The sequence below is a fragment of the Streptomyces sp. NPDC058295 genome (assembly GCF_042880655.1).
GTDB lineage: Bacteria > Actinomycetota > Actinomycetes > Streptomycetales > Streptomycetaceae > Streptomyces > Streptomyces coriariae.
Genome location: NZ_JBHVYO010000002.1, coordinates 296,047 through 311,994, shown reverse-complemented (window position 1 = coordinate 311,994; position 15,948 = coordinate 296,047). Strand labels below are relative to the sequence as shown.

The window sequence follows — 15,948 nt, the reverse complement described above, 5'->3', positions numbered from 1 at the left end:
GGCCACGGGGTCCGGGGGCGGTGCACCGTCCGACCGGTCGCATCCGCCACATCGGCCCCGTCCACCCCGTCCACCCCGTCCACCCCGTCCATCCGAACCCGAACCGTGCGGCATCAGCCCCGTCCGGCGGCAACCAGCTCCCCCTGGCATCCGCCGGACGGCCCCGGGCCCCTGTGCCCGACGGCGTCCCGCCCCCCACCGTGCCACGACGACAAGGAGGACAACCGTATGGAACAGCCGCAGCATTCAGCAGGACCGGAGGCGGGCAAGCAGCCGCTCCGCGTGGGGATGGTCGGTTACGCGTTCATGGGCGCCGCCCACTCCCAGGGCTGGCGTACCGCGGGCAGAGTCTTCGATCTTCCCCGCCGTCCGGTCCTCGCCGTGATCTGCGGCCGAGACCCCTCCGCCGTGCGGGCGGCGGCGGACCGGCATGGCTGGGCGGCTACCGAGACCGACTGGCGTGCTCTGATCGCCCGGGACGACGTCGACCTCGTAGACATCTGCACCCCCGGCGACTCCCACGCCGAAATCGCTGTGGCGGCGCTGGCCGCCGGCAAACACGTCCTGTGTGAGAAGCCCCTCGCGAACACCGTCGAAGAGGCCGAGACCATGGCCCGAGCCGCCGAAGCCGCTTACACGAACGGCCAGTTGACGATGGTCGGCTTCAACTACCGGCGCGTCCCGGCCACCGCACTGGCCCGGCGGATAGTCGCCGAAGGGCGACTGGGCACACTGCGACACGTCCGTGTGACGTACCTTCAGGACTGGCTGGTCGACCGCGAGTTCCCGCTGACGTGGCGGCTGCGCAGGGAACTGGCCGGTTCCGGCTCGCTCGGCGACCTGGGCGCGCACATCGTCGACCTCGCACAGCATCTGGCGGGGGAGCGGCTCGCCGGAGTCTCCGCGATCACCGAGACCTTCGTACGGCAGCGGCCGTTGCCCGGTGGTCCGACGAGCGGCCTGAGCGCGGCCTCCGCCGACGGCACCGGCACGGTCACCGTGGACGACGCCGCCCTGTTCACCGGTCGCTTCACCTCCGGCGCGCTCGCCTCCTTCGAGGCGACCCGGTTCGCCACCGGACGCAAGAACGCCCTGCGTCTCGAACTCAACGGTGAACGAGGCTCGCTGGCCTTCGACCTGGAGCGTCTCAACGAGCTCTGGTACCACGACGCCACCGAACCGAGCACACATGCCGGCTTCCGCCGCATCCTCGTCACCGAACCCGACCATCCCTACCTGAACGCCTGGTGGCCCCCGGGCCATGGGCTCGGCTACGAACACACCTTCGTCCACCAGGTCCGCGACCTGGTGCACGCCGTCGCCGAGGGCAGCCGCCCCGAACCCTCCTTCGCCGACGGGCTTCAGGTCCAGCGTGTCCTGGCGGCGGTCGAGGAGAGCGCCGAGAAGAACTCCGTCTACACCCCGATAGCGGACTGAGGACCAAGGAGGGCCTGGAGCATGCCGCGTACGTTCACACTGTTCACCGGCCAGTGGGCCGACCTGCCCCTGGAGGAGGTCTGCCGCCTCGCCCGCGACTTCGGTTACGAGGGGTTGGAACTCGCTTGCTGGGGCGACCACTTCGAGGTCGACAAGGCGCTCGCGGACCCCGGCTACGTGGAGTCCCGCCACCAACTCCTGGACAAGTACGGGCTGAAGTGCTGGGCCGTCTCCAACCACCTGGTGGGGCAGGCGGTCTGCGACGCCATCATCGACGAACGCCACCGGGCCATCCTGCCCGCCCGTATCTGGGGCGACGGCGAACCGGAGGGCGTCCGGCGGCGAGCCGCCGCCGAGATCGCCGACACCGCCAGGGCCGCGGCCGCCTTCGGCGTCGACACGGTGATCGGCTTCACCGGCTCCGCCATCTGGCATCTGGTCGCCATGTTCCCGCCCGCGCCCGAGTCGATGATCGAGCGGGGCTACGAGGACTTCGCCGAGCGCTGGAACCCCATCCTCGACGTCTTCGACGCGGAGGGAGTGCGGTTCGCGCACGAGGTCCACCCCAGCGAGATCGCATACGACTACTGGACGACCGTCCGCACGTTGGAGGCGGTCGACCGTCGACCGGCTTTCGGCCTGAACTTCGACCCGAGCCACTTCGTGTGGCAGGACCTCGACCCGGTCGGCTTCCTGTGGGACTTCCGCGATCGCATTTACCACGTGGACTGCAAGGAGGCCCGCAAGCGTCTGGACGGCCGCAACGGGCGCCTCGGATCCCATCTGCCCTGGGGCGACCCGCGACGCGGCTGGGACTTCGTCTCCGCAGGTCACGGCGACGTCCCCTGGGAGGACGTCTTCCGCATGCTGCGCTCCATCGACTACCGGGGCCCGATCTCCGTGGAGTGGGAGGACGCCGGAATGGACCGGCTCCAGGGCGCCCCCGAGGCCCTCGAACGCCTGCGTGCCTTCGACTTCGAGCCGCCCTCCGCGTCCTTCGACGCGGCGTTCGGCAACTGAGCCGGCTGACCGAAGCGCGGCAACCGAGCCCCCCACAGGCTCACCTGACTCTTCATCCGTCACCGGGATGACGGCGCATCCCGGCATTCGCACCCGCCCGTACAACCAGCCCCACTCTGGAGGCATCCGTGCACGGGAACGACCCCACCACCGGCACCCGCAGAGCCGAGACCCGCCGACGACGTCCATCGCTCCGCAGAGCCATAGCCCTCCTGAGCGGCGCCCTGCTGGCCGGCGCGTCGCTCACCCTCACCGCACCCCAGGTCGGCGCAGCCGTCGCCGACCCGGTGGCCGCGGCCGCCGAGGGCTTCCAGCAGGTCACCCTCGCCAAGGGCGAGGCCGAGGTAGGCGAGCCCATGTCGCTCGCCGTGCTGCCCGACCGCTCCGTCCTGCACACCTCACGCGACGGCGAACTCCGGCTCACCGACGCCGCCGGCAACACCCGACTGGCCGGCAAGCTCGACGTCTACTCCCACGACGAGGAGGGCCTCCAAGGCATCGGCGTGGACCCGGAGTTCGCAGCCAATCGCTTCATCTACCTTTACTACGCACCGCCGTTGAACACCCCGGCGGGCGATGCGCCCGAGACCGGAACGGCTGCCGACTTCGCCCCCTTCGACGGGGTCAACCGCCTTTCCCGCTTCGTGCTCGGGACGGACGGGACGCTCGACGTCTCGAGCGAGACGAAGATCCTCGACGTACCGGCCTCGCGCGGCCTGTGCTGCCACGTCGGCGGGGACATCGACTTCGACGCGGCAGGGAACCTCTACCTGTCCACCGGCGACGACAGCAACCCCTTCCAGTCGGACGGCTTCACGCCCATCGACGAGCGTGACAACCGCAACCCCGCCTTCGACGCCCGCCGTTCCTCCGGCAACACCAACGACCTGCGCGGCAAGATCCTGCGTATCAAGGTGAACACCGACGGCTCGTACACCGTCCCGGACGGCAACCTGTTCGCGCCCGGTACGGACAGGACACGGCCCGAGATCTACGCGATGGGTTTCCGCAACCCGTTCCGTTTCAGCGTCGACAAGGCCACCGGCATCCTCTACGTCGGCGACTACGGCCCCGACGCCGGCGCGGCCGACCCGGCTCGCGGACCGGCCGGTCAGGTCGAGTTCGCACGTGTCACCGGCCCCGGGAACTTCGGGTGGCCGTTCTGCACGGGCGACAATGACCCGTATATCGCATACGATTTTGCGACGGGTGTATCCGGCGCGCCCTTCGACTGCGCCGCCCCGAAGAACACCTCGCCGCACAACACCGGCCTCACCGACCTGCCCCCGGCCCAGCCCGCCTGGATTCCGTACGACGGCCCCTCGGTACCCGAGTTCGGCGACGGTTCCGAGTCCCCGATGGGCGGGCCCGTCTACCACTACGACGCCACGCTCGACTCGCCGGTGAAGTTCCCGGAGGCCTACGACGGAAACTTCTTCGCCGGTGAGTTCGGCCGGCGCTGGATCAAGCGCGTCGTCAGCGACGCGAACGGCGCCGTGCAGTCGATCAACGCCGTCCCGTGGACCGGCACCCAGGTGATGGACATGGCGTTCGGGCCCGACGGGGCGCTGTACGTCCTCGACTACGGCACCGCCTGGTTCGGCGGTGACGAGCACTCCGGTCTGTACCGCATCGAGAACGCCACCGACGGCCACTCCCCGGTCGCCCAGGCCGCAGCCGACCGCACGTCGGGACAGGCCCCTCTGAAGGTACGTTTCTCCTTCGCCGGAACGACCGACCAGGACGGCGACGCGCTCACCTATGCGTGGGACTTCGGCGACGGCAGCACCTCGACGGCGGCCGACCCCACGCACAAGTACAAGAGGAACGGCACGTACACCGCGACCCTGACCGCCGAGGACGGCTCCGGCCGTACCGGCAGCGCGAGCGTGCAGATCGTGGTGGGGAACACGGCGCCGAAGGTGGTGCTGGAAACGCCGAAGGACGGCCAGTTGTTCAGTTTCGGTGACGCGATCCCGTTCAAGGTGAAGGTCACCGACCCGGAGGACGGCAAGGCGATCGACTGCTCCAAGGTCGAGGTCACGTTCGTCCTCGGCCACGACAGCCACGGCCACCCGGTAACGTCGGCAACCGGTTGCAGCGGCACCCTCCAGACCAGCGCCGACGGCGGCCACGACGAGGACGCCAACATCTTCGGAGTCCTCGACGCCGAGTACACCGACGGCGGAGGCGGCGGCCAGGCCCCGCTCACCTCGCACGACCAGCACGTCCTTCAGCCCCGCCACCGCCAGGCCGAGCACTTCGGCGACTCGTCCGGCGTCACGGTCATCACCAAGGCCGTCGCCCACGGCGGCAAGACGGTCGGCGACATCGACAACGGGGACTGGATCTCGTTCACGCCGTACGTCCTCGGCAACGCCAAGAAGGTCACGGCACGTGTCTCCTCGGGCGGCGCGGGCGGAACGCTGGAGATCCGCGCCGGCTCGCCGACCGGCACCCTGCTCGGCAAGGCCACCGTCCCGGTGACCGGCGGCTGGGAGACCTTCCAGGACGTCAGCGCCGACCTGTCCCGCACCCCGCGCGGCACCACCACGTTCCACCTCGTCTTCAAGGGCGGCTCCGGCGCGCTCTTCGACGTGGACGACTTCACCTTCACGACCGGCTGAGAGGAGGGCACGTGAGGTATGCAACCCGCCGACTGGCCACCGTCGTCGTGGGCGCGGCGCTGCTCCTCGGCAGTGTCTCGGGCCCGGCTGCCGCGCACTCCGGGGACAGCGGAAACAAGGTCATGGGGAACGGAAACAACGGGAAACGGGTGCTGGTCTTCTCCAAGACGGCCGGCTTCCGGCACGACTCGATCCCGGACGGGGTCGCTGCGGTCCGAGAGCTCGGCGCGACGGGCGGCTTCGGAGTCGACGCCACCGAGGACGCGGGCGCCTTCACGCCGGGGAACCTGCGGCGCTACGCGGCCGTCGTCTTCCTGTCGACGACCGGGGACGTTCTGGATCCCGCACAGCAGGCCGCCTTCGAGGGCTACATCCGGCACGGCGGCGGCTATGTCGGGGTCCACGCGGCGGCCGACACCGAGTACGACTGGGAGTTCTACGGCGGCCTGGCCGGTGCTTATTTCCAGTCGCATCCGGCGATCCAGCCGGCGACGGTCGACATCGAGGACCGGGCCCACCCGGCGACCTCGGGACTCGCCCGCACCTGGAACCGCACCGACGAGTGGTACAACTACCGCTCCAACCCGCGCGAGCGGGCGCACGTCCTGGCCTCGCTGGACGAGCAGTCGTACACGGGCGGCACCATGAACGGCGACCATCCGATCGCCTGGTGCCAGAACTATCAGGGTGGCCGCGCCTTCTACACCGGAGGCGGCCATACGAAGGAGTCCTATGCGGATCCCGCATTCCGTGGACACCTGCTGGGCGGAATACTGTATGCGGTCGGCGATGTGCAGGCGGACTGCCGACCGGAGAACGGATACCGTCCACTCTTCGACGGCACGTCCCTGGACGGCTGGCAGCAGGCCGGACCCGGCTCCTTCACCCTCTCCGACGACGGCACGCTGACGTCCACGGGCGGAATGGGTCTGCTCTGGTATGCCGGTCGTAGCTTCGGGGCGTATTCCCTGAAGCTCGACTGGAGGACCACAGCCGCCGGCCCGAGCGGCCCCGGCGACGACAACTCCGGTGTATTCGTGGGCTTCCCGCCTTCGGACGACCCGTGGTCCGCTGTGAACAGCGGCTACGAGATCCAGATCGACGCCACCGACGTCCCGGAGAAGACCACCGGGTCGGTCTACGGCTTCCGGTCCGCCGACCTGAAGAAGCGGGACCGCGCGCTGAACCCGCCGGGGGAGTGGAACACGTACGAGATCCGGGTGGAGGGCGAACGCCTGCGCGTCTGGCTCAACGGCGTGAAGGTCAACGACTTCACCAACACCGATCCGGCGCGGAGTCTGCGCGACGGACACCTCGGCCTCCAGAACCACGGAGCCGACGACCAGGTGTCCTTCCGTGACGTCCGGATCAGGGAACTGCCCGGCCAGGGCCACTGAACGGCGGCGGGCGGGGGACGCCGTACCCCCGCCCGTCGTCACCACCCCGGCCTCTCACCGCGCCCAACTTGCCGGCCGTTCCGGCCCGTTCGTCCTCCTCGGCCTACCTCTCCCTTCCTCGCCCTGCTTCTCCCTTCCTCCCGCCTCGTACTCCGGGGTTCGCGCACGACAAGGAGGCTGCCATGTCCGCGTCCCTTTCCCGTCCCCCGCGCGTCGGCGTCTGGCTGATCGGGGCCCGTGGCTCCGTGGCCACCACGGTGGTCGCGGGGTGCGCCGCCGTCACGGCCGGACTGCACCCGCCGACGGGCCTGGTCACCGAGACGCCCGCGTTCGCCGACAGCGGCTTGCCCACCTTGTCCTCCCTCGTTTTCGGCGGACACGACACGACCGACTGCCCTCTGCCCAAACGTGCTGAGCAACTCGCGGCCGGAGGCGTCCTCCCGGCGGGCCTTCCCGCGGCAGTCGCATCCGAACTCGGCGATGCCGATGCAGAGATCAGACCCGGAGGCCCTGCTCCGGGAGACACCCGCAGCGACCACCGGCTGATCGGCGAGTTCGCCGCCGACATCCGCGACTTCGTACGGCGGCGCGGTCTCGCACGTGCGGTGGTGGTGAACGTGGCCTCGACCGAACCGGCCGCGACCGGCTCCGAGCTGCCGCCGAGCTCCCTCTACGCGGCCGCGGCCCTGCGAGCCGGCTGCCCGTACGTGAACTTCACCCCGTCCACGGGACTGCACCACCCTGCGCTGCTCCCCGTGGCGGAGTCGAGCGGGCTGCCGTACGCCGGCCGTGACGGCAAGACCGGCCAGACGTTGCTGCGTTCCGTCCTGGGGCCGATGTTCACCCAGCGGGCACTGGCGGTCCGGGCCTGGTCCGGCACCAACCTCCTGGGCGGCGGTGACGGAGCCGCCCTGGCCGACCCGGCCGCCGCCGAGGCGAAGAACGCGGGCAAGGAACGCGTCCTCGCCGACACGCTCGGGACCACTCCAGAGGGCGGGGTCCATATCGACGACGTTCCGGCACTGGGGGACTGGAAGACCGCCTGGGACCACGTCGCCTTCGACGGCTTCCTGGGCACCCGCATGATCCTCCAGACCATCTGGCAGGGCTGTGACTCCGCGCTCGCGGCACCACTCGTTCTCGACCTGGCCCGCCTCGCCGCCCGGGCCCACGAAGCCGGCCTGTCCGGCCCGCTCAGCGAACTCGCCTTCTTCTTCAAGGACCCTGTGGGCGAAGCGCCGTCGGCCCTGGCGGAGCAGCACGCGCAACTGGAGCGATTCGCCCGACGGCTGAGCGTCGGTGGGGGAGCGGGCGCCGGGGGAGCGGGCGAGGGGAGTGGCGAGACCGGCGAACGTCAGACGCCCGGGACACGGCGCGATCACACCACGAGGTCGGGCGAGGAGGCCGGATGAGCGGGGGCGAGGGGGTTCGTGGAGTTCAGGGGCGAGCGGACGCCTCGGCCGCCGTGCCGGACGGGGGGATGCCTGCGGAGGCCGGTGCGCCCGGCCGTCGTCTGGCTTCGGAGGCCGGTAAGTCGGACGAGAGGATGGCTTCGGGGGCCGCCGGTGTCTCGGCCGGGAGGGTGTCCTCGGGGACCCCCAGTAGGTCGGCCGGGACGGTGACTTCCGAGGCCGGTATGCCGGTCCGGAGGGTGGCTTCGGGGGCCGCCGGTATCTCGGACGGGACGGTGGCTTCCGATGTCGGCACGTCGGATGGGCCGGCGGCCGAGGAGACCGGTACGCCGGGCGGGCCGGCCGATGCGGTGGCCGGTGCCTCGGAGCGGAACCGCGCTCGCGTGCGGGCCTGGGCCGAACTGCTGCGACTGCCGGCCCTGTTCACGGTCCCCGGCGACGCGCTGGCGGGCGCCGCCGCGCTCACCCGGCGTCCCGACCACCGGACCCTGCTCGCCATCGGCTCCTCCTGCTGTCTGTACGAGGCCGGAATGGTTCTCAACGACTGGGCGGACCGCGCGGAGGACGCCGCCGATCGCCCCCACCGCCCTCTCCCCTCCGGCCGCGTGAGCCCCGCCGCCGCCTTCACGGCGGCCTGCGCCTTCACCGCCGCCGGTCTCGCCCTGGCCGCCCGGGCGGGCCGCCCGGCCCTGACGATCGCGGCTCCGCTCGCGGTCACCGTCTGGTCCTACGACCTGGCCCTGAAGCACACGCCGGCAGGCCCGTTCGCCATGGCCGCCGCCCGTGGCCTGGATCTGTTCCTCGGCGCCGCGGCCACCGGGGGACGCGCCCGCCCGGCCCTTCCCTCCGCTGCACTCCTCGCCACACACACGCTCGCGGTCACGACCCTGTCCCGCCAGGAGACCCGCGAGGGCACGCCGACGGCAGCCCTGGCGGCCCTCGCCACGACAGGCGCACTGACCTGGCTGGTACGGCGTCGGCCGACACCCGGCCCGCCACCGAACCGCCGGTCACCCGACGGGCAGGTGCACGGTCATCGGGGGAGGCCGGAGCCAGGATCCGCACCCCGCTCGCCCGCGCCGCTGACCGCAGCGCTCGCCGCCACCTACGCCACCACCACGGCCCGCTCCTACCTGCACGCCTCCCTCAACCCGTCCCCTCCTCTCACCCAACGAGCCGTCGGCGCCGGCATCCGCGGCACCATTCCCCTCCAGGCCGCTCTCATCGCCCGCTCGGGAGCCACCACTGCCACGGCCACCGCGCTGCTCACGGCCGCCCTGGCACCGGTCGCCCGGAGGCTCGCGAGGCGGGTGAGCATCACGTGAACCTCGGACCCACGAGCCGCGAGAGCGGTCCCGAGGAGAAGGCCCCGAACGCGATCACCCCGCACCCGCCCTCGCCGCGACCCCTGGCGTCACTGCCCTCGCCCTCGCCCCCACCTTCACCCTCGCCCCCTCCTTCGCTCCCGCTCCGCTTCGGCTACGGCACGAACGGCCTCGCCGATGTCCGCCTCGACGACGCCCTCGCCCTGCTCTCCGACCTCGGCTACGACGGTGTCGGACTGACGCTCGACCACATGCACCTGGACCCGTTCGCCCCGGACCTCGCCGTCCGCGTCCGGCACCTCGCGCACCGACTGGACGCCCTCGGGCTGGACGTCACCATCGAGACCGGCGCCCGCTATGTCCTGGACGCGCGTCGCAAGCACGGCCCCTCCCTCCTGGACCCGGAGCCGGACGATCGCGCCCGCCGCGTCGACCTGCTGCTCCGCGCCGTCCAGACAGCCGGTGACCTCGGTGCGCACGCCGTCCACTGCTTCAGCGGAACCCTCCCGCCAGGCACGGCGGCGGAGACCGCGTGGCAGCGCCTCGCCGAGGCTCTCGCCCCCGTCCTGGACGCCGCCGCGTCCGCCGGAATCCCCCTCGCCATCGAACCCGAACCCGGTCACCTCCTGGCGACCCTCGCCGACTTCCACCGGCTCCGCCGAGCTCTGGACGATCCGGCGTCCCTCGGCCTCACGCTCGACATCGGCCACTGTCAGTGCCTCGAGCCACTGCCGCCTGCCGACTGCGTACGCGCAGCGGCCCCATGGCTGCGCCACGTCCAGATCGAGGACATGCGCCGTGATGTCCACGAACACCTTCCCTTCGGGGAGGGCGAGATCGACTTCCCGCCCGTCCTGGCCGCTCTCGCCGACACCGGCTACCGCGGGCTGACGGTGGTCGAACTGCCCCGCCACTCCCACGCCGGCCCCCACCACGCCGAAGCCTCCCTCCCGTTCCTCCACCACGCGGCGGCGTCCGCTCAAGCCACCGTCACCGACCACGCCGATCCGAAGGCGCCCTGCTCCCCGGTCCCGACCGCCGACCCGACCGCCCGCGCCACCGCCGTCCCGACCGCCGTCCCTGCCGACGGCCTTGCCGACGGTCCTACCGACCGGCAGCGGCCGTCTGTCGTCGCATCACCGCCGAGCCGCCCGTCCCGGGTGGCGAACCTGCTCGTCGCGCCATCCGGCGAGCCCTCCGCCACCCCAGAAGGGAGTACTCAATGAGCCGCCCCCACGCCGCCCCGGCGATCCCGGAAGCGGAACACGCGGGCGCCACCCCGGCCCGCACGCCCCTCGACGTCCTGCACCGCCACCTCGACACCCATCTCGAGGCGCCCGCCCGCGTCTGGCTCCGCCGGGCTCTCGACGAGGCCGCCGCCCACCCGGGCACCCATGGCCCCATCTCGGTGTGGGAGTTACGCCTCGCCGAGGCCGGACGCCGCTGCGGGGGTCGTCACGCCGACACAGCCCGCGTCCTGATCCTCCGCGCGGCCCGCGCCGACCCGGAGTGCCTGGCCCGCGTGTACTTCCAGGGCACCGCCGAAGAACGTCGCGCGGTCCTGCACGCGCTGCCCCACCTCGTGTCCGGGCCCGACGCCCTCCCGCTCGTCGAGGACGCCCTGCGCACCCATGACACCCGGCTCGTCGCGGCCGCCGTCGGCCCCTACGCCGCCCGTCACCTCGACGCCCACGCCTGGCGCCATGCCGTCCTGAAGTGCCTCTTCGCCGGAGTGCCCGTCGACGAGGTGGCGGGCCTCGAACAGCGCGCCCGCGCAGACGCCGAACTCGCCCGCATGCTCGACGCCTACGCCACCGAACGCACCGCCGCGGGCCGCCCCGTACCCCGCGATCTGCACCGCGTCCTGACGCTGACCGGTCCGCCCGACCCGACGGCTCTGACCGATCCGACGGCTCTGACCGATCCGACGGTTCTGACCGATCCGACGGTTCTGACCGATCCGAACGCTCTCACCTCGACCGATTCGGGCGCACCCACCGCGGACCTCCACCGCACGGACCCCCCTGGCTCGGGCAGTCCCCACCGCCCGGACCACCCCCACGGCAAGGAGTCCTGATGCGCATCTTCGACCCCCACATCCACATGACCTCGCGTACCACCGACGACTACGAGGCGATGCACGGGGCCGGCGTCCGCGCCGTCGTCGAGCCCTCCTTCTGGCTGGGACAGCCCCGTACCTCGACCGCCTCCTTCCTCGACTACTTCGACTCCCTTCTCGGCTGGGAACCGTTCCGGGCCGCGCAGTACGGCATCGCCCATCACTGCGCGCTCGCCCTGAACCCCAAGGAGGCCAACGACCCGCGCTGCGCCGCCGTCCTGGAGGAGCTGCCGCGTTATCTCGTCAAGGACCACGTCGTGGCCGTCGGCGAGATCGGCTACGACTCGATGACCCCCGCCGAGGACACCGCCCTCGCCGCCCAGCTCCAGCTGGCCGCCGAACACGGCCTGCCCGCCCTGGTGCACACCCCGCACCGCGACAAGCTCGCCGGACTGCGCCGCACCCTCGACGTCGTCCGTGAATCCGCCCTGCCGCCGGACCGGGTCCTGCTCGACCACCTCAACGAGACCACCGTGAAGGAGGCGAAGGACGCCGACTACTGGCTGGGCTTCTCCGTCTATCCCGACACCAAGATGGACGAGACCCGCATGATCGGGATCCTCCGCCTGTACGGGCCGGAGAAGGTCCTCGTGAACAGCGCCGCGGACTGGGGCAGGAGCGACCCGCTCAAGACCCGAAGGGTCGCCGACCTCATGCTCGCCTCGGGCTTCACCGAGGACGACGTCGATCTCGTCCTGTGGCGCAACCCCGTCGCCTTCTACGGCCTCAGCGGCCGTCTCGCCCTCGAGGTGACCGCCCCCGACCCCACCCACGAGGGCAATTCCATCCTGCGCGGCGGGGAGTGAACGATGCGCTTCCGTCACCCAGACGGCACCACCGTCCACCTCGCCTACTGCACCAACGTCCACCCTGCCGAGACCCTCGACGGAGTCCTCACGCAGCTCCGCGACCACTGCGAACCCGTCCGGCGCCGCCTCGGCCGCGACCGGCTCGGTGTCGGGCTGTGGCTCGCCAGGGATGCCGCCCGAGCCCTCGACACCGACCCGGCGGCCCTGCGCGGCCTGCGCACCGCACTCGACCGGCGGGGCCTCGAGGTCGTCACCCTCAATGGATTCCCGTACGAGGGGTTCGGCGCCGAGGAAGTCAAGTACCGCGTGTACAAGCCCGATTGGGCTGACACCGAACGCCTGGAGCACACCACCGCACTGGCCCGTGTCCTTGCCGGACTTCTCCCCGACGATGTCACCGAGGGCACCATCTCCACCCTCCCGCTCGGCTGGCGCACCGCCTGGAACGCGGCCCGCGCCGCGACGGCCCGCTCCGCCCTGCGTACCCTCGCCGAGCGCCTGGACGCGCTGGAGGAGCTGACCGGCCGCTCCGTCCGGGTCGGCCTGGAACCGGAACCCGGCTGCGCCGTCGAGACCACCGCCGACACCCTCGCCCCGCTCGCGGCCGTCGGCCATCCCCGCATCGGTGTCTGCGTCGACACCTGCCATCTCGCCACCTCCTTCGAAGACCCGGACACCGCCCTGGACGCGCTCGCCGAAGCCGGCGTCCCCGTCGTCAAATCTCAGCTGTCCGCCGCCCTGCACGCCGAACGCCCCCGTCTTCCCGCCGTCCGCGAAGCCCTCGCCGCGTTCGACGAACCCCGCTTCCTGCACCAGACCCGCACCCTCGCCGCCTCCGGCCTGCGCGGCACCGACGACCTCGGCGAGGCACTCGGCGGCACCGCTCTGCCCGACACCGGACCCTGGCGCGCCCACTTCCACGTCCCCCTGCACGCGGCCCCCGCCCCGCCTCTCACCTCCACCCTCCCCGTACTCAAAGCCGCGCTGACCCGCCTGGTCGGCGGCCCGCACCCGCTGACCCGTCACCTGGAGGTCGAGACCTACACCTGGCAGGCCCTCCCCTCCGAACTGCGGCCCCGCGCCCGAGCCCAGCTCACCGACGGAATCGCCGCCGAACTCGGCCTGGCACGTGACCTCTTGACCGACCTCGGCCTCAAGGAGCTCCCATGAGCAGCCCGGCATCCGGCGACACCGGGCCCCGGAACCGGCCCGGACCCCACACCCACGCCCCTGCCCCCAAGTCCCCCGTGCCCCTGCTCGTCCTCGACGTCGTCGGCCTCACCCCCCGGCTGCTCGATCACATGCCCCACCTCAAGACCCTCGCCCAGGCGGGCTCCCGCGCGCCGCTCGGGACCGTCCTGCCGGCTGTCACCTGTGCCGCGCAGTCCACCTTCCTCACCGGGACGCTTCCCGCGGAGCACGGCATCGTCGGCAACGGCTGGTACTTCCGTGAGCTGGGCGATGTCCTGCTGTGGCGTCAGCACAACGGTCTGGTGGCCGGTGACAAGCTGTGGGACGCCGCCCGGCGGGCGTATCCCGGTTACACGGTCGCCAACATCTGCTGGTGGTACGCGATGGGCGCCGACACCGACTACACCGTCACCCCCCGTCCGATCTACTACGCCGACGGCCGCAAGGAACCCGACTGCTACACCCGGCCCCCGGCCCTGCACGACGAACTCACCGAGAAACTCGGCACCTTCCCCCTCTTCCACTTCTGGGGACCCGGCGCGGACCTGGTCTCCAGCCGGTGGATCATCGACGCGACCCGCCACATCCTGCGCACCCGCAGCCCCGACCTGGCCCTGTGCTACCTCCCTCACCTCGACTACGACCTCCAGCGTTTCGGCCCCGAGGACCCCCGCTCCCTCGGGGCGGCCACCGCCCTGGACACGGCCATGGCCCCCCTTCTGGACGAGGCCCGGGCCCAGGGCCGTACCGTCGTCGCGCTCTCCGAGTACGGCATCACCCGGGTGAGCAGGCCCGTCGACATCAACCGTGCCCTGCGCCGCGCGGGTCTGCTCGAGGTGCACACCCAGGACGGCATGGAGTACCTCGACCCGATGACGTCGCGTGCCTTCGCGGTCGCCGATCACCAGCTCGCCCATGTCTATGTGCGCCGTCCCGAGGACCTGCCCCGTGTGTGGGAGGTGCTGGAGGAACTGCCGGGGGTCGGTGAACTCCTCGGCGACGAGGGCAAGAAGAAGCACGGTCTCGACCATCCGCGCTCCGGTGAACTCGTCGCCGTGGCGGAGCCGGACGCCTGGTTCACGTACTACTACTGGCTCGACGACGCCCGCGCGCCCGACTTCGCGCAGCTGGTGGAGATCCACCGCAAACCCGGCTACGACCCGGCCGAGCTGTTCATGGATCCGCACGACCCCTATGTGAAGGTCAAGGCGGCGACCGCCCTGGCCCGCAAGAAGCTCGGCCTGCGGTACCGCATGGCGGTGGTGCCCCTCGATCCGTCACCTATTCGGGGCAGCCACGGCCGCCTTACCGCGAGCGACGACGACGGTCCGCTCCTCATCTGCTCCACCCCCCGTTCGCTCGGCGACCGCGTCGCGGCCACCGACGTGAAAGCACTGCTGCTCCAACTGGCCGGTCTGTGCTGACCGGTTGCCGACTGTCACAAGTGAAGCACTCACCACTGACAACGCCCTCCGATCCCGAGGAGTTCCAGACATGAGCCGCATCTCCGACATCGACCCCGAACTCACCCACCGCCTGACCAGACGAGGCATGCTCGGCGTCGCCGCGGGAGCCACCGCGGCCGCACTGCTGGGGGCCGCAGCCTCGCCCGCCGGCGCGGCGCCCGCCACCGGCACCGGTGCCTCCACCACCGGGCGCGGCCGTCCCGTCCTGCCCCCCGGCCGGCTCGGCATCCAGCTCTACAGCCTGCGCGACAAGGTCTCCACGCTGGGCTTCGCCCCCGTCTTCGCCGAGTTGAAGAAGTACGGGTACGACGAGGTCGAGTTCGCCGGCTACACCCAGGGCTCCGCGGGCCCCATCACCCTTGCCCAGCTGAAGCGGCTGGCACGCAACCACGGACTGTCCCCGATCGGCAGCCACGTCGGCTACTACGCCAACGACCCGAACGCCTACACCTTCGCCCAGAACCTCACCAAGGTCCTCGACGACGCCCAGGCCCTCGGCCTCAAGCACATCGGCACCGCCTCCGGGCCCTTCCGCTACGGCTCCACCGTCGACGCGTGGAAGCGCGCGGCCGAGGAGTTCAACACGTACGGAGCGGCGGCGCGGGCCCGCGGCATGAAGTTCTACCAGCACAACCACTCCGACGAGTTCGGCTTCGCGACCGACAACCCCAAGGTCCGTCTCTACGACGTACTGCTCGCCGAGACCGACCCCGACCTGGTGTTCCTGGAGATGGACATCTTCTGGGCGTACGCCGGCCAGTTCCGCTTCTCGAAGCGGGCCGACGGTACGGCCGCGCCCTTCGAGCCGCTGGACTACGTACTGAGGCAGCCGCATCGCTATCCGCTCTTCCACGTCAAGGACGGCGTCAGCGATCCCTCGAACGAGTTCGGGTACCGGATGACCGACGTCGGGGACGGCGACATCGACTACCAGCGGTTCATCTCCGCCGTGACCCGGCTGCGCGGTGAGCGGTCGGCCCACCACTGGCAGGCCGAGCACGACAACCCGGTCGAGTCGTTCGCCTTCGCACGGAAGTCGAGCGCGCACCTGCACTCGTTGCGCGAGAAGTGCTGAGCACCTGGCGGCGGCCCATGCGCTGACCGGGCGCACGCGCGCGTGGAGGCCCGCCCCGGCAGATGACGGG

At 71.4% G+C, this 15,948-nt stretch carries 11 protein-coding genes and 1 pseudogene; all 12 read left to right on the top strand.

The genetic code is table 11. From position 1 onward, the window contains the following. Positions 1-228: 228 nt before the first annotated feature. A complete protein-coding gene (locus ACFVYS_RS03730) occupies positions 229-1,437 on the top strand; it encodes a Gfo/Idh/MocA family protein (RefSeq protein ID WP_389498484.1) in 1,209 nt (402 codons plus the stop codon). A 21-nt stretch (positions 1,438-1,458) separates the two neighbouring features. Continuing rightward, positions 1,459-2,457 (top strand): sugar phosphate isomerase/epimerase family protein, encoded by a 999-nt coding sequence (locus ACFVYS_RS03725; RefSeq protein WP_389498483.1) that lies wholly within the window; start codon positions 1,459-1,461, stop codon positions 2,455-2,457. A 128-nt stretch (positions 2,458-2,585) separates the two neighbouring features. After that, positions 2,586-5,084, top strand: coding sequence for a carbohydrate-binding protein (locus ACFVYS_RS03720; RefSeq protein WP_389498481.1), 2,499 nt, complete (start codon positions 2,586-2,588; stop codon positions 5,082-5,084). Positions 5,085-5,095: 11 nt separating this feature from the next. Then, on the top strand, positions 5,096-6,481 hold the full coding sequence (locus ACFVYS_RS03715; RefSeq protein ID WP_389498480.1) for a ThuA domain-containing protein: 1,386 nt from the start codon (positions 5,096-5,098) through the stop codon (positions 6,479-6,481). Between the two features lie 182 nt (positions 6,482-6,663). Further along, positions 6,664-7,893, top strand: a complete 1,230-nt coding sequence (locus tag ACFVYS_RS03710) for an inositol-3-phosphate synthase (RefSeq protein WP_389498478.1) — start codon at positions 6,664-6,666, stop codon at positions 7,891-7,893. Between the two features lie 224 nt (positions 7,894-8,117). Further along, positions 8,118-9,218 (top strand): SCO3242 family prenyltransferase, encoded by a 1,101-nt coding sequence (locus tag ACFVYS_RS03705; protein WP_389498476.1) that lies wholly within the window; start codon positions 8,118-8,120, stop codon positions 9,216-9,218. A gap of 92 nt (positions 9,219-9,310) precedes the next feature. Then, on the top strand, positions 9,311-10,444 hold the full coding sequence (locus ACFVYS_RS03700; RefSeq protein WP_389498629.1) for a sugar phosphate isomerase/epimerase family protein: 1,134 nt from the start codon (positions 9,311-9,313) through the stop codon (positions 10,442-10,444). Next, positions 10,441-11,127: pseudogene (locus ACFVYS_RS03695) on the top strand (EboA domain-containing protein); the annotation flags it as partial. The gene ACFVYS_RS03700 and the pseudogene ACFVYS_RS03695, both read left to right, overlap by 4 nt. Positions 11,128-11,294: 167 nt before the next feature. After that, positions 11,295-12,143 (top strand): TatD family hydrolase, encoded by an 849-nt coding sequence (locus tag ACFVYS_RS03690; RefSeq protein ID WP_389498474.1) that lies wholly within the window; start codon positions 11,295-11,297, stop codon positions 12,141-12,143. Positions 12,144-12,146: 3 nt separating this feature from the next. Further along, positions 12,147-13,316 (top strand): metabolite traffic protein EboE, encoded by a 1,170-nt coding sequence (gene eboE, locus ACFVYS_RS03685; RefSeq protein ID WP_389498472.1) that lies wholly within the window; start codon positions 12,147-12,149, stop codon positions 13,314-13,316. Continuing rightward, a complete protein-coding gene (locus ACFVYS_RS03680) occupies positions 13,313-14,761 on the top strand; it encodes an alkaline phosphatase family protein (protein WP_389498471.1) in 1,449 nt (482 codons plus the stop codon). Before eboE ends, ACFVYS_RS03680 begins: the two co-directional genes overlap by 4 nt. A gap of 70 nt (positions 14,762-14,831) precedes the next feature. After that, positions 14,832-15,878: a sugar phosphate isomerase/epimerase family protein gene (locus tag ACFVYS_RS03675; RefSeq protein WP_389498469.1), complete on the top strand. Its 1,047-nt coding sequence runs from the start codon at positions 14,832-14,834 to the stop codon at positions 15,876-15,878. Positions 15,879-15,948: the final 70 nt, after the last annotated feature.